18 protein-coding genes and 1 tRNA gene are annotated in these 20,523 nt (G+C 58.0%); 9 read left to right on the forward strand and 10 right to left on the reverse strand.

The window, feature by feature from the left end; genetic code table 11:
• Positions 1 to 218: 218 nt before the first annotated feature.
• Together AAAX75_RS06805 and AAAX75_RS06810 are read right to left on the reverse strand one after the other, a co-directional pair.
• Positions 219 to 557: a PTS lactose/cellobiose transporter subunit IIA gene (locus AAAX75_RS06805; RefSeq protein ID WP_006234827.1), complete on the reverse strand. Its 339-nt coding sequence runs from the start codon at positions 555 to 557 to the stop codon at positions 219 to 221.
• 214 nt (positions 558 to 771) lie between these two features.
• Positions 772 to 1,776 (reverse strand): LacI family DNA-binding transcriptional regulator, encoded by a 1,005-nt coding sequence (locus tag AAAX75_RS06810; RefSeq protein ID WP_349091557.1) that lies wholly within the window; start codon positions 1,774 to 1,776, stop codon positions 772 to 774.
• 357 nt (positions 1,777 to 2,133) lie between these two features.
• Here AAAX75_RS06810 and AAAX75_RS06815 point away from each other — a divergent pair, with 357 nt between their 5' ends.
• Positions 2,134 to 3,927, forward strand: coding sequence for a PTS transporter subunit EIIC (locus AAAX75_RS06815; protein ID WP_349091558.1), 1,794 nt, complete (start codon positions 2,134 to 2,136; stop codon positions 3,925 to 3,927).
• A gap of 66 nt (positions 3,928 to 3,993) precedes the next feature.
• On the forward strand, positions 3,994 to 5,433 hold the full coding sequence (gene lacG, locus AAAX75_RS06820) for a 6-phospho-beta-galactosidase (protein ID WP_349088123.1): 1,440 nt from the start codon (positions 3,994 to 3,996) through the stop codon (positions 5,431 to 5,433).
• Positions 5,434 to 5,616: 183 nt separating this feature from the next.
• On the opposite strand, the gene AAAX75_RS06825 is transcribed toward lacG (AAAX75_RS06820), so the two are convergent.
• A complete protein-coding gene (locus AAAX75_RS06825; RefSeq protein WP_349091559.1) occupies positions 5,617 to 6,618 on the reverse strand; it encodes a substrate-binding domain-containing protein in 1,002 nt (333 codons plus the stop codon).
• A 284-nt stretch (positions 6,619 to 6,902) separates the two neighbouring features.
• On the opposite strand from AAAX75_RS06825, the gene AAAX75_RS06830 reads away from it, so the two are divergent.
• The 3 genes from AAAX75_RS06830 (at position 6,903) to AAAX75_RS06840 (ending at position 11,779) form a co-directional block, all read left to right on the forward strand.
• Positions 6,903 to 8,681, forward strand: a complete 1,779-nt coding sequence (locus AAAX75_RS06830; protein ID WP_349091560.1) for a PTS lactose transporter subunit IIBC — start codon at positions 6,903 to 6,905, stop codon at positions 8,679 to 8,681.
• Positions 8,682 to 8,757: 76 nt separating this feature from the next.
• Positions 8,758 to 10,179: a 6-phospho-beta-galactosidase gene (gene lacG, locus AAAX75_RS06835; RefSeq protein ID WP_349091561.1), complete on the forward strand. Its 1,422-nt coding sequence runs from the start codon at positions 8,758 to 8,760 to the stop codon at positions 10,177 to 10,179.
• Positions 10,180 to 10,546: 367 nt separating this feature from the next.
• Positions 10,547 to 11,779, forward strand: coding sequence for a Fic family protein (locus tag AAAX75_RS06840; protein WP_117743264.1), 1,233 nt, complete (start codon positions 10,547 to 10,549; stop codon positions 11,777 to 11,779).
• A gap of 107 nt (positions 11,780 to 11,886) precedes the next feature.
• Here AAAX75_RS06840 and AAAX75_RS06845 read toward each other — a convergent pair whose 3' ends face one another.
• Positions 11,887 to 12,651, reverse strand: coding sequence for a DeoR/GlpR family DNA-binding transcription regulator (locus tag AAAX75_RS06845; RefSeq protein WP_349091562.1), 765 nt, complete (start codon positions 12,649 to 12,651; stop codon positions 11,887 to 11,889).
• Between the two features lie 205 nt (positions 12,652 to 12,856).
• Here AAAX75_RS06845 and AAAX75_RS06850 point away from each other — a divergent pair, with 205 nt between their 5' ends.
• Positions 12,857 to 13,909 carry an aldose epimerase family protein gene (locus AAAX75_RS06850; RefSeq protein ID WP_349091563.1) on the forward strand — a complete coding sequence of 351 codons (1,053 nt, stop codon included), beginning with the start codon at positions 12,857 to 12,859 and terminating at the stop codon, positions 13,907 to 13,909.
• Between the two features lie 325 nt (positions 13,910 to 14,234).
• Here AAAX75_RS06850 and AAAX75_RS06855 read toward each other — a convergent pair whose 3' ends face one another.
• Positions 14,235 to 14,717 carry a PTS sugar transporter subunit IIB gene (locus AAAX75_RS06855; protein ID WP_349091565.1) on the reverse strand — a complete coding sequence of 161 codons (483 nt, stop codon included), beginning with the start codon at positions 14,715 to 14,717 and terminating at the stop codon, positions 14,235 to 14,237.
• Between the two features lie 157 nt (positions 14,718 to 14,874).
• Here AAAX75_RS06855 and AAAX75_RS06860 point away from each other — a divergent pair.
• Together AAAX75_RS06860 and AAAX75_RS06865 are read left to right on the forward strand one after the other, a co-directional pair.
• A tRNA-Thr gene (locus AAAX75_RS06860) sits at positions 14,875 to 14,950 on the forward strand.
• Positions 14,951 to 15,401: 451 nt separating this feature from the next.
• Complete coding sequence (locus AAAX75_RS06865) at positions 15,402 to 15,767, forward strand: hypothetical protein (RefSeq protein ID WP_349091566.1); 366 nt, start codon at positions 15,402 to 15,404, stop codon at positions 15,765 to 15,767.
• A 147-nt stretch (positions 15,768 to 15,914) separates the two neighbouring features.
• Here the strand turns inward: AAAX75_RS06865 and AAAX75_RS06870 are convergent, their stop codons facing one another.
• Genes AAAX75_RS06870 through AAAX75_RS06885 form a run of 4 tightly spaced genes read right to left on the reverse strand, consistent with a single transcriptional unit; the run spans position 15,915 to position 18,462 of the window.
• Complete coding sequence (locus AAAX75_RS06870) at positions 15,915 to 16,388, reverse strand: YhcH/YjgK/YiaL family protein (RefSeq protein WP_117743267.1); 474 nt, start codon at positions 16,386 to 16,388, stop codon at positions 15,915 to 15,917.
• A 32-nt stretch (positions 16,389 to 16,420) separates the two neighbouring features.
• Positions 16,421 to 16,558 carry a hypothetical protein gene (locus AAAX75_RS06875; RefSeq protein WP_347494102.1) on the reverse strand — a complete coding sequence of 46 codons (138 nt, stop codon included), beginning with the start codon at positions 16,556 to 16,558 and terminating at the stop codon, positions 16,421 to 16,423.
• Positions 16,559 to 16,585: 27 nt separating this feature from the next.
• Entirely contained in the window at positions 16,586 to 17,521 is a 936-nt protein-coding gene (locus tag AAAX75_RS06880) for a hexose kinase (RefSeq protein WP_346964053.1), read from the reverse strand.
• A gap of 59 nt (positions 17,522 to 17,580) precedes the next feature.
• Positions 17,581 to 18,462 carry an aldose 1-epimerase family protein gene (locus AAAX75_RS06885; RefSeq protein WP_271739426.1) on the reverse strand — a complete coding sequence of 294 codons (882 nt, stop codon included), beginning with the start codon at positions 18,460 to 18,462 and terminating at the stop codon, positions 17,581 to 17,583.
• 157 nt (positions 18,463 to 18,619) lie between these two features.
• Between AAAX75_RS06885 and AAAX75_RS06890 the strand changes: the two genes are divergently transcribed.
• Positions 18,620 to 19,204 carry a flavodoxin domain-containing protein gene (locus tag AAAX75_RS06890; RefSeq protein ID WP_271739428.1) on the forward strand — a complete coding sequence of 195 codons (585 nt, stop codon included), beginning with the start codon at positions 18,620 to 18,622 and terminating at the stop codon, positions 19,202 to 19,204.
• Between the two features lie 75 nt (positions 19,205 to 19,279).
• Here the strand turns inward: AAAX75_RS06890 and nagA are convergent, their stop codons facing one another.
• Positions 19,280 to 20,449, reverse strand: a complete 1,170-nt coding sequence (gene nagA / locus AAAX75_RS06895; RefSeq protein ID WP_349091567.1) for an N-acetylglucosamine-6-phosphate deacetylase — start codon at positions 20,447 to 20,449, stop codon at positions 19,280 to 19,282.
• Between the last annotated feature and the right edge of the window lie 74 nt (positions 20,450 to 20,523).

Consider the following 20,523-nt stretch of genomic DNA (forward strand, 5'->3'; position numbering starts at 1 on the left):
TTCTCACGGCTTCCGCGGGAAGCGAAAGGGCAATCGCGGCAGATTTATACCCGTGTCCGAGCTCGAAGAGCCCTATGGCCGCCTTCCTGGCCTCGACATCATGCTTCACCCTCAAATCAACGCGCATAAAGAAAGCCTCCCATTTCTCATGTCCAAGAAATGGGAGGCAGTTCAATAGCGGCAGGGCTTTTGGAAGGGGACTTGGTTGTGAGGGCTCGTTAGGCGAGCTTGGCCTCGAGCTCGGCGATGCGCTTGTAGGCATCGATGGTAAAGCGGGTCTGCTTCTCCAGGATCATAGTGGTCATGAGAGTGTCCTGAGCGTGAGCCATGATGAAGGTCATCTCCATCTCGCCACCGCCGGCCTCCTGCGAAAGCAGTTTGGTCTGTGTGTCGTGGGCACCGATGAGCGCATCGCTGGCATCCTTGTGCAGCTGTTCGGCCTTCTCAAAGTCACCCTCGCGAGCAGCATCGAGCGCTGCAAGCAGATCGGTCTGGGCGTCACCTGCGTATGCGACGATCTCGAATCCAACCATCGAGATTTCTTCTTTGGTTGCCATATTGCGTTCCTTTCACATATGAACCAATGGAGAGCATCGCGTCCGGGCATACGCGCTGCGTTGTGTATGACAGAAACAATAACATTCAAACAAAAAAGAACAGCTCAAAACGTAATTTCGAACTATGAACGGTCACTTTTCGCCCGTGAACGGTTTTTAAACCAATCTGAACAATATCGAACACAATTAGCGGCAACCCAAACAGGGCCGCACCCTAACGCAAATCGCGCACCGTATCGCCCTCTACGAGCACACCGGGGATCAGCATGTGCTCCACGCCAGACGCACCCACATCGGCGCCGGCAATCTTGTCGACCGCCCACATGCCGACGCGCTTGTTGTCAAAGCGCACCGTGGTCAGGCGACGGTCGGGCACGATATCGCCCAGGCTGTCATCAACACCCACCACGCTCACGTCCTCGGGCACACGCCTTCCGCACGACTCGAGCCCGCGAATGCAGCCGTAGGCCATGGCATCGTTGGAAGCATAAATGGCCGTACAGGTCGGATCTTCCGCCAGAGCCTGACCAGCAGCATATCCGCTCTGTGCCGTCCAATCCCCACGGACGAGTCGCGGCGGTTCAATACCATGCGCGCGCAATGTCTCGCGCCAGCCTTCCTCGCGCCGCATGCCCGAAAGCGAGCGCTCGGGACACGAAATAAAGTGCACGGTTTTGTGCCCCCGCCCCAGCAAGTACTCGACCACCTGGCGCGAGCAATCGAACTGGTCGTTATCGACCGTTGAACAGAGCGGGTGCTCCAGCATCGTAACGAGCACCGTCTGCATGCCGGGCAGCGGCTCGAAGGTGCCAAAGTCCGCCGGCATGCGATTCATGATCACGACCATGCCGTCTACCGGCAGCGCGCTCATACGCGACGATGCGCTCTCGAGGGTATAGGGATGTCCATCTACTTTAGTGAGGGTGATGGCATAGCCATGTTTGTCGGCCGCGGCAGCAAAGCCCTCCATACGGTCGAGGTTGCCGGTACCGGTAATGTTGAACATGGCGACGCCAACGGTCTTAAACTTGCCACGGCGCAACGATCGACCGGCAAAATTGGGGCGATACCCCAGCTCGCGCATGGCGGCACGCACGCGCTCCTTGGTCTCGGGGCGCACGCTGGGCGAATCGTGCACGGTGCGCGAGACCGTCTGCTCCGAGACGCCCGCGAGGCGCGCCACGTCTTTGACGGATACCGATTTTTTAACAGCGGCCATAGGTCGATCTTTCTATGTCAACGATGCCATTGGTGGCACCTTGCGCAGTCATTTTTACCGCCTTCAAGTATATCCAACGCCTCCCCCACCATACGCTCACCACCCAAAACCTACCGTTCACCGACATTTTTGCTTCTCCGAACGGCTTTTGTCGCCCAAATGTTAACGTTGCCATTGTGCAAACACAGAGCCACCGGGCGGCTCAAACGTTTACGCGTAAGGAATCGACGGTTCGCAGGCACAGGAACCACCGGTTCGCGTCTTTTTTTGTGTCACAAAATGGCAACGTCAACATTTTGGCAACCGAACGTCAAAAGCTACCATCGTTGCTAACCCACCGACTCTTAGGAGCATTGCATGGAGCAACTCATCGCCATCATCGAAAAGGGCCAGCCCTTTTTCAACGCGATCGCCCGCAACAAGTACCTCAAGGCGATCCGCGACGGCTTTATCTCCGTCATCCCCATCATCATCTTCTCGTCCATCTTCTGCCTGGTAGCCTCGGTCCCCAACATCTGGGGTTTCTACTGGCCCGATGACATCAACAACGCTCTGTGGAAGTGCTACAACTACTCCATGGGCATCCTGGCCATCGCCTGCGCCGCCACCACGGCCAAGCACTTCGCCGACGCTCAGAACCGCGACCTGCCCAAGAATAACCAGATTAACTTTATCTCATGCATGTGCGCGGCCATCATCGGCTTCTTGCTCCTTTCGAGCGACACGGTCGCCACGGACGCCGCCAGCGGCTTCAACACCACCTACCTTGGTTCCAAGGGCCTGCTGACCGCCTTCATCGCTGCGTTTGTGACCGGCATCATCTACAAGTTCTTTATCAAGCGCAACATCACCGTCAAGATGCCCGAGCAGGTTCCGCCCAACATCTCGCAGACCTTCAAGGACATCATCCCCTTCTCCGTCTGCATCACCGTCTTTTGGGTTTTTGACATCGTCTTCCGCGCTGCTTTTGGCTTCTGCTTTGCCCAGGGCGTCATCCAGGTGTTCCAGCCCCTGTTCACCGCTGCCGACGGCTATATCGGCCTCGCTGTGATTTACGGCGCCATGAGCCTCTTCTGGTTCGTCGGCGTCCACGGCCCCTCGATCGTCGAGCCCGCCATCGCCGCCGCTCTCGTTGCCAACATGACCGACAACCTGGCTGCGTTCCAGGCTGGCCAGCACGCTTCCGCTGTCCTGACCCAGGGTGCCCAGTACTTCGTCGTCTGCATGGGCGGCACCGGTGCCACGCTCGTCCTGGTCTTTATGTTCTGCTTCCTAGCCAAGTCCAAGGAGATGCGCGCCGTCGGTAAGGCCGCCATCGTCCCCGTCTGCTTTGCCGTCAACGAGCCGCTGCTGTTCGCCGCGCCCATCGTGCTCAACCCCGTCTTCTTTGTCCCGTTTGTCTTTGCCCCGATCGCCAACATCTGGATCCTCAAGATCTTTATCGACTTCTTGGGCATGAACGGCTTTATGTACACCCTGCCCTGGACTGTCCCCGGCCCCATCGGCACCATCATGGGCCTGGGCTTCCAGCCGCTCGCCTTTGTGATGCTCGCCCTTATCCTGGTCGTCGACTTCGTTCTGTACTACCCGTTCTTCCGTGCCTACGACGCCCAGAAGTGCGCCGAGGAGGCCGAGATTTCCCAGGAGGAGCTCGCCGCCAAGAACGCCGAGAAGGCCGCCAAGCTCAACGATGCCTTCCAGGGCAAGGCTGACGCCAAGAGCGTTGCCGCCGGCGCTGCTGCCGAGGCCGTGAAGGCCGACGCCCCCGACGCCCCCGACGCGCCCGCCGCTCCCACCGCGGTCGCCACTGAGGCAACGACCGCCAGTGACCTCAACGGCAAGCGCGTGCTCGTGCTCTGCCAGGGTGGCGGTACCTCGGGCCTGCTCGCCAACGCGCTGGCCAAGGCTGCTAAAGAGCGCGGCATCGATCTTGAGACCGCTGCCGAGGCATATGGTAACCACGTCGACATGCTCCCCGACTTTGACCTGGTCGTCCTGGCCCCGCAGGCTGCCAGCTACTTGGCCGACCTGCAGAAGGACTGCGAGCGCGTGGGCAACAAGTGCGTCGCCTGTCGCGGTAAGCAGTACATCGAGCTCTCCCAGAACGGCGATAAGTCTCTCGCCTTCGTAAGCGAGCAACTTTCGAAGTAAGTAACGCTCAGGGCCAGCCGACCATCCAAGACCGGCTGGCCCTTCGATTTAGACGATTGGATCATCATGTCCGTTAACCCCGCTAGCGTCACCAACCCGCCTGCGCAGTTTCCCGAGGGCTTTGTCTTTGGCGGCGCCACTGCTGCTTACCAGGTAGAGGGCGAGACCCGCACCCACGGTAAGGGCAAAGTCGCCTGGGACGACTTCTTGGAGGCCCAGGGGCGCTTTTCCCCCGATCCCGCTTCGGACTTCTACAACCAGTACCCCGTCGATCTGGAGCTGTGCGAGGAGTTCGGCATCAACGGCATTCGCCTCTCCATTGCCTGGAGCCGCATCTTCCCCAACGGCACCGGCGAGATCAACCCCGAGGGCGTGCAGTTCTACCACGATCTCTTCGCCGAGTGCCACAAGCACCACGTTGAGCCGTTTGTCACGCTGCATCACTTCGACACGCCGCTTGCCCTCTTTGAGAAGGGCGACTTCCTCAACCGCGAAACCATCGATGCCTTTGTGGACTTTGCCACCTTCTGCTTTAAGGAGTACGCCGACCAGGTGACCTATTGGTTCACCTTTAACGAGATCTGGGCCGATGCCTCCAACACCTACATCGAGGGCACCTTCCCCGGCGGCGTCAAGGCGCATCTGGCCGAGGCCTTCCAGTGCGAGCACAACATGATGCTCGCCCACGCCAAGGCAGTACTGGCCTTCCACAACGGCGGTTTTAAGGGCAAGATCGGCGTCATCCAGTCGCTGGAGTTTAAGTATCCGCTCAACGAGAACGACCCCGCCGACATCAAAGCCGCCAACAACGAGCACGTGCTGCAGAACCAGTTCTTGCTCGACGCCACCTTCCGCGGCGACTACGCGCCCGACACCCTCGAGTGCGCCAACCGCTTGGCTGCCGTCTCGGGCGGCACCATCGAGATCCTAGACGAGGATCTCGAGATCATGCGCGAGGCCGCGCTCTACAACGACTACCTGGGCGTTAACAACTACCAGTGCCGCTTCTTGAAGGCCTACGACGGCGAGAACGACCTGCACCACAACGGTACAGGCGAGAAGGGCACCGGCCGCTGGCGCGTTAAGGGCATTGGCGAGCATGTGAACAAGCCCGGCGTCCCCACCACCGACTGGGACTGGATCATCTATCCCGAGGGCCTGTTCGATCTGCTCGTCTACATTAAGCAGCGCTACCCTAACTACAAGCAGATCTTCATCACCGAGAACGGCATGGGCTACAAGGACCCCTACAAAGACGGCTTTGTGGACGACCAGCCGCGCATCGACTACATCGAGCAGCACCTGCGCTGGTTGCTCAAGGCCATGGAGGTGGGCGTCAACGTGGGCGGCTACTTCCTGTGGAGCCTGCAGGATCAGTTTTCCTGGACCAATGGCTACAACAAGCGCTATGGCTTCTTCTACGTAGACTTTGAAACCCAGAAGCGCACGCCCAAGGCAAGCGCCTACTGGTACAAGCACGTGGCGCAGACCCGTCGTCTGGACTAGCGGCTGGCGGGGTCGCCTGCCCACATAACCTGTCCCCATTTCTCAGCCGGGGGCGGCACGTCACACGGCGCGCCGCCCCCGGCGTTTTTAGGCGGTTCGGGGGCCGCTTGTCTCAATCTGTAACATCTAGCTGAGATTTTCGGCCCTACCTGTTATAGATTGAGACAAACAGGCCGAGCACGTCTACGACCGCAGGTCCTTCACGCTGGAACGCTCGACCAGCACGCCCGAGACGAGCGTACGGCTTCTGGAGCTCGGGGCTTCCAGACCGGCGACGACCTCGTTAAGCGCACGGACGCCCAGCTCGCGGTGGCGAAACTTCACCGACGTCAGAATCGAGTTGGGAATCGTCTTGTAGAGCTCATCGTCGAAGCCGATCACGGACACGTCGTCGGGCACGCTGAGCCCTTTGTCACGTAAAGCCATCATCACGCCGTTTGCCATGCAGTCGTTAGCCGCGAGGACCGCCGTGCAATCGGGTCTATCGGCAAGCACAAGGCCCGCAGCATAGCCACTATCCGCATTCCAATCGCCCTGCAGAGGCTCGGGCGGCTCAATGCCACGCGCCTCGAGTGCCGCACGCCAACCTTTCATACGGCACTGGCTCGACAGCGACTCTTTCTTACCAGAGACGAAGTACACATTCTTGTGTCCGCGATTCAAGAAGTACTCGCATGCCATGCGCGCGCCGCCCTCTTGGTCGTCACTGACGGTAGAGCAGGTAGGATGTTCCATCGACGTGATAATCACCGTCTTGAGGTCTTTCGGCGCCTCAAAGGTATCAAAGTCATCGACCATCTGGCGCAGGTTGAAAATCATGCCGTCGACGGGAAGCTGCGACATCCTACGTGCCGCTTCGGCAAGGGTCATCTTCTCCCCCGCCCGCTTTTTAATCATCGTGAGCGCAAAGCCTCGCTCTGCGGCGGCATCGGCGATACCGTCAATCATGTCCACGTTGCCGCCCGACAAGTGGAACAGCACCACGCCGATGCACCCGTAACGGCCCAACTTGAGTGAACGCGCGGCAAAGTTCGCCCGGAACTCAAGCGCTTCCATGGCAGCATGGACCCTATCGCGCGTCGACTCACGCACGCTATCGGGCTCGTTGATCACGCGCGACACCGTCTTGAGAGAAACGCCCGCGGCAACTGCCACATCGTTCATTGAGACATTTTTCTTGTCCATCGTTGCCACTACTTCTCCAGTCGGTTTTGCATCGCTTGTTTTTTGCGTTCTAGCATACACTACCCGCCCGACTGACAAATCAGCCGTTTATCGGACGATATCGACCGTTCACCTGTAAATCCTTGTTGCTCTTCCAAAAATGTCTTACGTTGTCATTAACGAAATGACAACGTTGTCATTTCGCAATGCCTTCCTTAAACAGGAAGGTTTCCGGGCAGTCCTGACCATCCATCGACGACCAGTTCCATCCACATGCATCGCGCATCAAGTAGCAAAGGAGCTCTATGGACGCCATCGTAAAGATGCTCGAAAAGCATCAACCGTTCTTTGAGAAGATCTCAAGGAACATCTACCTCCAGGCCATTAAGGACGGATTCCTTGGGTGCATGCCCATCGTCCTCACCTCTTCGATCTTCCTGCTGATTGCCACCCTTCCTGGCGTAGTTGGCATCACGCTGCCCCAGCCGCTCATCGACTGGTGCAACAAGCTGTACAACTTCACCATGGGCGTCATGGGCATCATGGTCGCCGGCACCACTGCCAAGAACTTTACGGCTTCCATGAACCGTCGCATGCCCGCCGGCAAGGTGCTCAACGACGGCTCCACCATGGTGGCCGCCCAGTGCAGCATGCTGCTGCTCGCAGTCACGCAGTTCACCACCAAGTTCAACGGCTCCGAACTTTCGGTCTTCGATTGCACCAGCATGGGCACGCGCGGTCTGTTCTCGGCCTATATCGCCGCGTTCATTACCGTGTGGGTTTATAAGTTCTGCGTCTCGCGCGATCTGACCATTAAGCTGCCCAAGGAGGTCCCGGGCGCCATCGCTCAGAACTTCCGCGACATCATCCCCTTTGGCGGCGCCGTCATCATCTGCGGCATCATCGATGTGGTTGTGCGCAACCTCATGGGCGTTCCGTTCTCCGAGCTGCTCATCAAGCTGCTCTCCCCGCTCTTTACCGCTGCAGAAACCTATCCTGGCCTTATCCTTATCCAGGCAGCCACCGCGTTCTTCTGGTTCATCGGCGTCCACGGTCCTTCGATTGTCCAGCCGGGCATCGACCCCATCCGTCTTGCCAACCAGGCCGAGAACCTGCAGGTTCTGCTGGCCGGTGGTCATCCCGCCCATTCCCTCACCTTTAACATGTCGCTCGTGGGTGAGTTCGGCGGCACCGGCGCCACGTTCATCGTGCCGCTTCTGCTGATTCTCTTTATGAAGTCCAAGCAGCTCAAAGCCGTCGGTAAGGCCTCGATTGTTCCTGTGGCCTTCGCCGTCAACGAACCGCTGCTCTTTGGCGCGCCGATGATCCTTAACCCCTACATGCTCATCCCCTTTGTTGCCGCCGGCTGCGTCAACGTGAGTGTTGCCAAGTTCTTTATCGATAACGTGGGCATGAACGGCTTCTCCTGCGTGGTGCCTTGGGCTACTCCTGCCCCCATCGGCATCTTCATCACCACAAACTTCCAGCTTATCGCCCTGGTGTTTGTCGCAATCATCATCTTGCTGGACGCCATCATCTACCTGCCGTTCTTAAAGGCATACGATAAGCTGCTCTGCGACCAGGAGGCCGAGCGCGCCGCCGAGCTGGGTCTCGAGTCCAATGATGCCGCTGCCATCGCCGCCAACGCCTCTGCGCCCGCTGTCGAGCAGGCTGCCGCTTCCGCCGAGACGACCGCCGCTGCCGCCGACAGCAAGCCTGTCGCCGATCAGCCCGAGCCCGCTGCCGATGCATCCGCCAAGAAGGATGTCGACGGCCTGAAGGTCCTCGTCCTGTGCGCCGGCGCCGGCACCTCTGCCATGCTTGCCAATGCCATCAAGGAAGGTGCCGCACAGACCGGAGAGAACATCGCTTCCTCCGCAGGTGCTTATGGTCAGCACACTGCCATCATGGATCAGTACGACGTTATCGTGCTTGCCCCGCAGGTTCGTAGCTACTACAACGACATGAAGGCCGACACCGATCGCCTGGGCATTAAGCTGCTCGCTCCGCGCGGTAAGGAATATATCGACCTTACCCGCGACCCCGCTGGCGCCATCAAGTGGCTCCGCGAGAACCTCGACTAGTTTCCTCCCTCTGTTGGTGCCCGGATCCCCAGTTCGGGCACCTCTCCCTATCCGTATCCCACAGAAAGGATGACTCATGACCAACCCCATGCAGTTCCCCGACGGCTTTGTATTTGGCGGCGCCACCGCCGCTTACCAGGTTGAGGGTGAGACCCGCACGCACGGCAAGGGCAAAGTACCCTGGGACGATTTCCTGGCTGCCCAGGGTCGCTTCTCTCCCGATCCCGCAAGCGATTTCTACAACAAGTATCCTGTCGATATCGACCTGTGCCAGCGCTTCGGCATCAACGGCATCCGTGTCTCCATCGCTTGGAGCCGTATCTTCCCCAGTGGCACCGGCGAGATTAACCCCGAGGGCGTCGCTTTCTATCACGAGCTTTTCGCCACCTGCAACAAAGCTGGCGTTATCCCCTATGTCACGCTCGATCACTTCGATACGCCCGAGGCCTTTTACCAGAACGGCGGCGAGGGATTCCTGACGCGCACGACCATCGACGCCTTCGTCGAGTACGCCAAGTTCTGCTTTGCCGAGTTCACCGAGGTCAAGCACTGGTTTACCTTTAACGAGATTCCCGCAACCGCCGAGGGCAGCTTTATCGTCGGCAACTGGCCGCACGGCGAGAAGTACCGCCTGGACAAGGCCTTCCAGCTCATGCACAACATGATGGTGGCCCACGCCAAGGCTGTCGTCGCCTTCCATGAGGGCGGCTTTGAGGGCGAGATCGGCATTGTCCAGAACCTGGAGCCCAAGTATCCCCTCGATCCCAGCAGCGCCGCCGACTGCGAGGCAGCTCGCATGGCCGACGTCATCAACAACCGCTGGGTACTCGACGCCACCTTCCGCGGCCACTATGCAGCCGACACCATGGAGGCTGCGACCAAGCTGGCCCATATCGCCGGCGGCGAGCTCGACGTCCGCGACGAGGACATCGCCGCGCTGACCGCCGCGCTCCCCTACAACGATTGCCTGGGCGTCAACACCTACAAGTGCCAGTTCCTGCGCGCTGCCGAGGGCGAGAACGACATCAACCACAATGGCACCGGCGACAAGGGCTCCTCGCGCTGGTTCCTCAAGGGCGTGGGCGAGTCATGCGTGCGCGAAGGCATACCCACCACCGATTGGGACTGGATCATCTATCCCGAGGGCCTCTACGACCTGCTGCTCCGCATTAAGAACGATTACCCCAACTACAAGAAGATCTACATCACCGAGAACGGCATGGGCTATAAGGACGACTTTGAGGACGGCTTTATCGACGACGCCCCTCGCATCGACTATATGCGTCAGCATCTCGCATGGATCCTCAAGGCAATCGACGGTGGCGTTAACGTCGACGGTTACTTTGTGTGGTCGCTGCAGGACCAGTTCTCCTGGACCAACGGCTATAACAAGCGCTACGGCCTGTTCTACATCGACTTTGAGACCCAGAAGCGCTATCCCAAGGCGAGTGCGTACTGGTACAAGAACGTCGCGGAGACTGGCCTGCTCATGGCCTAGTTTCCGCCGCATACCCCCTGTCGGCCGCATGCGAATCCCTCCACGGGTTCGCATGCGGCCTTTTTGTTTTGGCTCGGCCCGAACAGGCCGTTTGTCTCGATCTGTAACATCTAGCCGAGTTTTTTGGTCCCAGTTGTTACAGATCGAGACAAACAGAACGCCCGAGCAGAAATATCTAAATCTGTAACACGTAGCCCACTTTCGACCGTCTACCTGTTACAGATCAAGACAATAAGATAGTCAAATCCGAACTTTCCAAGCAGTTATGAAGCATGGTTTCTAGTTTTCGGTATCACGAACATACTTTCGGTATCATTTAATGTTATTATGATATCGAAAGTATGTTCGTGATACCGAAAGGAGCCGCATGCGCCAGTTCGATTACACCACAGTCCCAGCGGAACTCGAAGCAACTCCAATCACCAACCTCCTCCTCTCGATACGCGAGCATAAAGGCCGACAGCTTGCTCTGAGTCAAGTCAAACCCGAACTTCTATCGTCACTTATGGAGGAAGCTAAGATCCAAAGCACCCAATCCTCCAACGGACTTGAAGGAATTGTTACCACCCAAAAAAGACTCAAAGCGATCATGGCGTATTCCGCCAAGCCAAGCTCCCGCGCAGAGGAAGAAATCGCTGGATACCGAGATGTGCTGTCGCTTATTCACGAGCAACACGATTCCATTCCCGTAACGCCATCGGTCATTCTGCAGTTGCATCGTGACCTCATGGTACACACAGCAATCTCGTATGGGGGCCATTGGAAAGATAGCGATAACGAAATCATCTCCATCGACGATCAAGGCAATCGATTTGTGCGCTTTAGGCCGCCTTCGGCCCTAGCAACCCCCGGACTTATCGAAGAAGCCTGTCGGTCCCTCAACGACGCCTTATCTCGTCAAGTTTGCGACCCCCTCCTTATATCATTCCGCTTCATCTTCGATTTTGTCAGCATTCATCCCTTCAACGATGGCAATGGCAGGATGAGCCGGCTCCTTACAACGCTGCTACTCGAAAAGACTGGATACGACGTTGCGCGTTACATCAGCATCGAACGACTTATTGAAGACAACAAGGCGCTCTACTACAACGCCCTCGCTGCAAGCTCCGCTGGATGGAATGAAAATCAAAACACCGAAGCACCCTTTATCCGTTTCATGCTCGGAACAACCCTGGCCGCCTACCGACAGCTCGAGCAGCGTACCTTAATTGAATCAAGCACTCGTCCCATGTCGAAGCAAGCGCGCATCGCCGTTCTATTTCAACAGAGACCCGGTGTCATTAAGAAATCCGACATCCGATCCAACTGCCCCGATATCAGCGAGGTTACCGTTAAACGAACCCTCGGTCAGCTTGTTAGTTGCAGCGCAATCGAAAAAACAGGAGCGGGTCGTTCGACGGGCTACATACTCAAAGACGTCCATGCTCTAGAACTATTCTTGCAATCCACATTACCCGATAGCGAGGCCGCAATAACAAAAGAGGCTCCAAAGGATAAGCTCCTTGAACGTGTAAACCACGCCGAGGATGAAAGCAGAGAGGGGCTCTATGAAGACTACGATTCATTCTCAAGGGACATAAAGACGAAATACGGAGTCTAGTCATATCCCAGAATAGCCTCATCCTTGTTGCCCAAAGTTATTTACGCGTCATTGTAAAGCGGTACCCCCGCGCCGGCAGGGGGCAGATGTATCGCTTGCAGCGCTAGCTAGCAAATGACCTGCGTGAGTTCCTCGATGGCGGCGCGATCCTCGGCGGCGATGCCCGGCTCGCACACCACGGCGTCCAGGCTGTCCAGACGGCAGAAGGTGTAGAAGTCGCGCTTGCCGATCTTACTGGAGTCGGCGATCAGATAGCGCGAGTCGGCCTTGCTAAAGGCGAGCTGCTGGATACGACCCTCATCTATATTAGACGTAGACACGTCGCCATCCAGAATGCCGTTGGCGCCGATAAACGCCGCGTCGATACCCAGCGCACGCAGGGTATCCTCGGCCGTTGGTCCCACAAAAGCGGCGGTACGGCGACGGTACATGCCGCCCACTAGGCACAGGTCGCAGTCCTCGCGCGCCTCGAGCAGGTTAAACACCGAAAGCGAATTGGTCACGATGCGCAGACGAAATGCCGGCAGCATCGAGGCCATCTGCTCAACCGTGGTGCCCGTACCCAAAAAGATGGTCGAGCCCTCCTCGATGAGCTCCACGGCGCGGCGCGCGATCTGCAACTTTTCCTCGGCATGCTTGGTGCGCTTTTCGCTGTGCGAATACTCATGGCGCAACATAGCATGTGGACGGCCCTGCGCACTGCGGGCTCCACCGTGCACGCGCTCGATCTCGCCCAGGCTCGCAAGCTCCTCGAGATCGCGGCGGATCGTCATATCCGAGACACCCAGTGCATCCGAAATCTCCTTGACCGAGACCGTGCCCTGCTCCTCGAGCAGCTGACGAACCCTATCCTGTCGCTCTGCCTTAATCACGATGAATCCTCGCCGTTCTATGCGTGCATATCATTCAAACAGTAACGAACAAATTGTATCAGACCCGTGCGTGTCAAAAATGAACGCCCGTACAGCTCAATCATCACTTTTTTGAGAAAAATACCCCCTGCTTTAGTGGGGTGTAGTGATAATCTCGCCTGTTCGCGCTACAGTTTGTCGGAAATACCTCGATGTTAGGAACCAAATGATCACTTCCGAGCTTTTCGGCACCGCGCCGTGCGGTACCCCCGTTCATCGTTACACCCTCAACGGGCCCGAGATCTGCGTTCGCATTATGGACTTTGGCGCCACCGTGCTGGGCATCGACGTGCCCGACATCCCCGGCAACGTGCGCGATGTGGTGCTGGGCTTCGATAAGCTCGAGGATTACTTTGACAACCCCGCCTGCTTTGGCGCGACCATCGGCCCCGTGGCCAACCGCACTGCGGGTGCCACGATCACCATCGCCGGCACGGACTGGCATATGCCGGCCAACGAGGGCGTCAACAACCTGCACAGCGACCTTGAGCACGGCCTGCACAAGCGCGTGTGGGACGTTGAGCTCGACGAGGTCCACAATGCCGTGCGCATGACCACCTCGCTTGAGGACGGTGAGCTGGGTCTTCCCGGCAACCGCACCTTTACGGCCGTGTTTACCGTGACGCGCACCGGCTGCTTCCGTATCGAATACGGCTGCGAGAGCGACCGCGCCACCTACGTGGCCATGACCAACCACACGTACTTTAACCTTGCCGGTCACAACGCCGGCATGGACTGTGAGCACTTCTTTGTTGCTAACGCTGCCCACTACCTGCCCATCAACGAGCAGAACATCCCCACCGGCGAGATTGCTCCAGTCGAGAGCACGCCGTTTGACTTCCGTGAGCTGCGCCCCGTCGCACCTGGCATGGAGGCCGACGATCCACAGATTAAGCAGGCACGCGGCTACGACCACTGCCTGTGCATCGATGACTATCAGTACGGTCGCAACCTGCGCCGCGCCCTGCATGTCGAGGAGATGTGGACCGGCCGCGAGCTAGACTACTACACCACCGCCCCGGGCGTGCAGCTCTACACCGGCAACTGGCTGGGCGACGAGCACGCCAAGGACGATGCCAACTATGGCTGGGGCGCCGGCTTTGCCCTCGAGGCAGAGATGTACCCCGACACGCCGCACCAGCCGCTGTTCCCGCAAGGCATTGTGGGCCCGGGTCACCCCTACAGCAATGTGATCGAATACCACTTTATGAGGCACTAAGCCCACAACGCAACATATCGCACAGCAGCGCCCGCCGGCACCACCGCCGACGGGCGCTGTTTCATGCCTAAATCCTTTTTTCGATGCCACCGAATTGGTGACATAACAAAACTATGCCGAATTACTACGATGAACCCACGATGTCCGTCCACGCGCTGGTTTATAAAAAATTAGCAACTCGTCTACCTGCGGTTTTATTCTCCGCAAATTTGACATGCTCGGCGATAAGCAATTCATCGTAGTAAACCGGCATAGTTTTGGCAGACGGCGCCACACAGACCCCCTACGAAGGTAAAATGATTCCTTTCCCTCCGTCCCCAAGGGTTCAATTGAGCAAGGCTTCGATGGGGTCGGGGGCGGAACTGGGGAGATAGCGGATTTCTAGTTCAATGCCGAGCTTTTGCAGCTCTCTGAGAGCAACGACGTCTGTGTCGTCTACGGCAACCGCGGGCGTTATGAGGCGCTTGCCCTCCCCTGCTTGCATGTGACCGATGCTGATCTTGGTAATGGGCACACCGCCCTTGACCAGCGCGAGCGCATCCGCGGGCGACGCCACCATGATGAGAATCCATTGGCGCGGAGTTGCGGCATGAATGATGTCGATGGTCCTTTGCACCGAGAAAAACCGCGTCCAAACGCCCTCGGGCGCCGCGACCCTCATAGGCGCCCACTTGCGCGAATCAGCCGCAATCTCGTCGTTGACGATTAGGACGAGGTTGGAACCCACAGCCTCGTTCCACAGTTCAACGTCTTGCCCGTTAATAAACCGGTCATCGATACGTGTAAGAAGGATCCTGGGTTGAGCCATGGCAGCCCCATTCTGTTTGAGACCCGTAAGAGCAAGATATCGCGTCTCCAATATTAGTGCATTTAAAGTGAGAAAAGCCGTCAGAACACTTGCGCGGATGTGCGATGTCCCGTATCATAGACAGCCGTTGACGCCTCAGTTGCGTCACCACATGGCCGCCAGCGTAGCTCAGTTGGTAGAGCACCGCTCTCGTAAAGCGGGGGTCACCGGTTCGAGCCCGGTCGCTGGCTCCATTGCACAAGATAGCCGCCTTCGGGCGGCTTTTTTGTTACCGATTTCAGGCGCACATCCGCCGGAATTCGCCCACTCGGTGGACTTCGGGTTTAATGCTTAGGGGCGGGGATTTACCAAAGTGAAATTTTAATGAAAAGAAACCCAGCTGCAACAATTGCCATGGCGAGGGCTCGAATTGGCCATATAGATCTAAAATAGTCACGATACCTTCTCTTTTGCTGGAACGATATATCTATACAAGGTTGTGAGCGGAAAACAAAAATACGTCGATTGCTATCCGACAAACGGGTCTGGAATTGCATTCACCGGCATTTCGGGGCAGATTGATACACATGTACGAAAGGGAACCTATGTGGTGCGTTGGGTTGGAGCTGCTGCAGGCCCGATATGGATTGCGGTCTTGCGCCCCGATGTCCAAATAGGTTTCTCTCTCTAGACGGGAAGTTGCTCATGGACGCCATATATGACGGAGATGACTGGGTCGATCATTATACTTGGCGCCTGGTCGGCTCGAACGACAATGGGGTTGTGGTGTTTGATGGACTATGTCCAAAGCATCTCCATCCTTTTGTCTCGTCGTTAATTGAGAGTTCCGCTCGTGTTGCCCCCTACAGCTCGGCATCGCTTCATGATACGGACGTTTTGAAGACCATAAGGGAATCAATTGACGATGGCACGATGAGCGGCCCGCTGTTTTCTCGGCTTGTGGGGCTAGATGAGATTGGCTCGAAACGACTGCTTGCGGGCGAAAAAGTGGAACTCACTTATCGGTCGATGATTTCAATCCTGCGGCTAGCCGATGTTCTTCGCAAATAAATCCAAGCAAAACGCCGCCGGCAACTCCCCTACTCAACAAAAAAGCCCCGCCAACCGCAATCCCCAAGGGAACCGCGATTAACGGGGCTCAAGCGCGCTCCTCAATGGAATCACGTCATCAGACGAGCAGCTCAGCCGAGCAGTGCGCTACTCCTCCCAGTAAGCGTCTGCAAGCAGCTTAAAGCAGATCTTCTTGACCGGCTGTGCGCCATCGCCCGGGAACTCGAGCGTGGGCATGTGAGGCTCGCCGGCAACAAACAGCGCGAACTTGTCGTCGGCAAGATCGCCGGCGATCGAAGCGTCGGAATCGACCAGATCGTAGTCGTCCTTCTCGTCAAACTCCTGAACCAACGTCAGGCTGCCCGTGGCAACCTTAAAGGCCTCGCGACCCTCGACATCGATCTGCAGGTCGTGATAGCGCTGATGCGTCTCATAGTGAGCCTCGGCCTCGGGACGCGTCGTGGGAGCCATGACGTTCGCATAGACCTTGTCGCCCAGAATCGGATGGCTGCCGACCTCGAGCTGCGCCGGGTCGTTCTCCTCGAGCCAGTCGATCAGCACGTCGAGGCCCTTGAGCATTCCGCGATACTCCTCGATATCGCCCAATGCACCGTAAATCATCTAAATCCCCTTTCGGATCGCTTCTTTGGCGGCTACTCGGCAAACGCGTTACCGACGCTGTTGCCACCCACATACGCCTCGACCAGGGTAAGGTCGGGATTGAACACGACAAACTCGGCGTCGCGCCCCGGCATAATGCTACCGCACTTGTCGTCGACATGAGCTAGCAAGCGATGCCGGGGCCGTCACCCAAGCTCTTACAGCTCGGTCACGACAACGCCGTTGTAGACCTCGTCCCAACGGTCCATGACCAGATGGCCGGTCATGGGATCCATGGCGTTGAGCTTGCCGCAGGTATTGGCGGTACGCAGCACCGTCTCGTCGTCTGCGCCAGCAGCGATGGCATGCGCGAAGCCTGCGATAGTGGAGTCACCAGAGCCCGTGGCGTTAACGGCAGGGATATCGGGCGTCTTTGCGCGGAACGCACGGCCGTTGTGGAAGCCCACGGAACCGGCGGCACCCATGGACACGACGACCCAGGGGATATCGGAGAAGCGGGCATCAGAGGCGAGCGCGGCGCGGAGCTCGTCCACATCGTCGGTGGTAAAACTCGTGCCCAGAAGGCCGTTGATCTCGGTCAGGTTAGGCTTGACCAGCTCGGGCTTAATTTCGGACTTAAGGGCGGCCTCGAGCGAAGCACCCGAGGTATCGAGCAGCACCTTGGCGCCGGCGTTCTCGGCAATGCCCGTGATCTTGGCGTAGTAGTCCGCCTCGACGCCGCGGGGCAGCGAACCCGAGATGGTAACGACATCGGCCTTGCTCGCAAGCTCGGTAAACTTGGCGGTAAAGGCATCGAGCTCCTCAGGGGCAATCGTCGGACCGCTCTCGAGCAGCTCGGTCTGGTTGCCGGCGTGGAGGATGTTGAGGCAAATGCGAGTCTCGCCCTTGATGGGTACAAAATCATTCTTAATGCCGTTGGCATCCATGAGCTCGGCCATGTAGGCGCCCATGTGGCCGCCGAGCAGACCGGTTGCCACAACGTCGTCGCCCAGCTGACCCAGCACACGGGCCACGTTGAGGCCCTTGCCGCCGGCGGTCTTTTCGGGCGTCACACGGTTGACGTCGTCGATGACGAGCTCATCGAGCTGATAGCGCGTATCGACAGACGGGTTCATCGTAACGGTGAGGATCATTTTTAGCTCCTTATCTCGCAGGCTCCTTGTGCCTCGCGATACGAGTCGACAAAACGGAATTACAGAATCTCAATCGTGAACGAGCGAACGACGGTCTCCTTGGGCTTGGCGACAAGGCAGCCGCGCTTATGCTCAAGCACATCGTCCTCATCGGAACAGGTCGAAAGACCGCCCCAAGGCTCAACCGCCACAAAATCGCCCTCGGGCTTGCTCCACACAATGAGATATGGGAAGCCCTCAAAGCTCAGGCGGACGCCCTTGTCCTCGCCCTTTTTGGAAAGCGTGACCTGACGGCTCTCGAGCACGTCAAAGATGGTCTCCGCAAAATCGAAGAGCTCATGTGACAGAGGCAGCGTCTTTCCCACCATGGGGTTCTTGGAGCGGTTTGCCACGTCAATCAAGCCAGTCGAAGGGACAGCGGTGCAAAGCTCCGCAGCCTCGTCTTTCTCAAAGCGCAACTCGTAGTCCGTATAGGCCTCGCCCTCATCGAGCGGACACCTAAAGCCGGGATGACCGCCGATAAAGAACGGCATGTCCTCGGTACCCTCGTTGGTAACCTCATAGGCGACACGCACGGCGGCGTCCTCAAGCGTATAACGAGCGACAAGCTTAAACGGGTACGGATAATCGCTCAGCAGCGCGGCGTTATCCTCCGAAGCCAGGCACATCGCCAGCTCGTTCTCGTCTTGGCTCAGCAGCTTCCACTCCTGTTTGCGCGCAAACCCGTGGCGAGCGAGCTTCACGTGATGCCCGGCAAACGTCATGGCGCTACCATCGCGCAAGCCTCCGCAAATCGGGAAGCAAATCGGTGCTTGGCCGGACCACACGGCGGGATCGCCCTGCCACAAGTACTCGCGACCTCCGGCCTCAATCGAGGTAAACGAACCACCAGCCGTGGACACCTTAATAGAAATCGAATCGTTGGAGAGAGCGTATTCCATTGCCCATCCTTTCGAACAACTGCTTTTTTGCTCGCAAGAACCCGTCTCGGCCCTGACCAAAGGACAAACCCGCACGTTCATCGATGCGTCCGGTATCCCAGCCATGCAACGGGGTACCATACAGACATTGATGCAATTACAGCTGAAAGGCCTTCTTATGCGAACCATCATCCTTTATGCCTCGCGCCACCACGGCAATACGAAAAAGCTCGTGGACGCCATCGTCGAGGCACACCCCGAAATCGATACCCTCGACGTCAAGGCGCTTGGCAAAAACGAGTATCCCAACCTGCACGAATATCATCTAATCGGTGTCGCCACGGGCATTTATTACTCCGAGATCGACAAAGATATGGCACGTGTGCTCACCAACGTGCTGCAGCCGCAGGACAAGGTGTTTGGCCTTATGACCTACGGTGGCAAAAACAAGTGGTACGGCAAGGATATCGATGGCATCTGCCGCATGAAGCAGGCCATCTTTATGGGTGTCTACGGCTGCCCCGGCTTTGATACGTGGGGGCCGTTCAAGCTCGCCGGCGGTGTCCAAAAGGGACACCCGACCGCTGAGGAAATTAAGGGCGCCGTCGACTTCTTCGACAAGATCGAAGACGAGTATGGCGACATCATCGTCGAAGAGTATGCCAAGCGCGAGAAGCGCCTAGCATACGAGAAGGAGCATCCTGCAGGAGGCCTGGTGGCCGGCGTCAAGCGCACGGCAAAGAAGATTGCTAACAAGCTGTAACTGTGAAGGTGCTTTTGAGCGTTTAACCCATACGGCGGGTCCGAGCAGATTCGGGCCCGCCGTCTTTTTCTATCGTTACTCAGTAAAGGCGTTGCCGACGCTCTGGCCGCCAACATACGTCTCGACGAGGGTGAGCTCATGGTCGAACACGACAAAGTCGGCGTCGCGACCAGGCATGATGCTGCCGCACTTATCCTCGATGTGCGCGGAGCGTGCCGGCACCTCGGTTGCCATGCGAATGGCGATATCGGCGCTGGCGATGCCCCAGTCGACGATGTTCTTGACGCCCCGGGCAAGCGTGAGCACCGAGCCGGCAATGCTCTTGCCGTCGGCGAGCCAGCACAGGTTGTCCTTCATGATGACGTCCATGCCACCGCTGGTGTAGCTGCCCTCGGGCATGCCGCCGCAGCCCAGGCAGTCAGTGATGAGCACCGTGTGTTGCCAGCCCTTTGCCTGCAGCAGCGCCTTGATGGCGGCAGGGTTAACGTGCTTGCCGTCACAGATGATCTCGGCGTAGGTCTCGGGCGTGGACATGGCAGCGCCCACGACACCGGGCTCACGGTGATGCAGCCCGCGCTGACCGTTATAGGTATGCGTAAAGCAGCTGGCACCGGCGTTGATGGCGGCGATGCACTCATCGTAGGTGGCGTCGGAGTGACCGATGCTGGTCACCACACCCTTGGCATTCAGAGCAGCCGCATAAGCAGCGGCACCGTCGCGCTCGGCCGCCATGGCGCTCTTGACGATGCGACCACCCGCAGCCTCCTGCCACTGATCGAAGACCTCCTCGGAGGGATCGATCAGGTAAGCGGGGTTCTGCGCGCCCACGTGCTTCATGGTAAAGAAGGGGCCCTCCAGGTAGATGCCCTGAATGCGAGCACCGCAGAAGTCGGGGCCGCGACCCTCGTCCGCCTGGGCGATAGCGGCGCAGGCGTCCTTGATCTGCTCGACGCCATCGGTGAACGTCGTGGGCAGCCAGCTGGTGGTACCGCGACGGGCGAGCTCGGTCGAGCTGATATCGATGCCCTCGGGATCGTTATCGGTAGTTGAGTGGTTGTAGAAGCCATGGATGTGAGTATCGACCATACCCGGCGCGATCCACGATCCCGTGTAGTCCTTAATCTCGCAAGAGGGCTCGTCGGCCTGCCAGGCGCCAAAGACGCCATCCTCGACCATAAGATAGCCGCCCAGTTGCGGGCCTGCCGGCAAGAAGAACTTGTCAGCCTTAATTGCGTACGTGCTCATATGCACTCCTTGCTTCTAAAGCAGTTGACTGTGGTGATGCTTATACCCAGCACACGTAAAACAAAAAGCGCCCG

The organism is Collinsella sp. CLA-ER-H7 (assembly GCF_040092345.1).
In the GTDB taxonomy this organism is placed as follows: domain Bacteria; phylum Actinomycetota; class Coriobacteriia; order Coriobacteriales; family Coriobacteriaceae; genus Collinsella.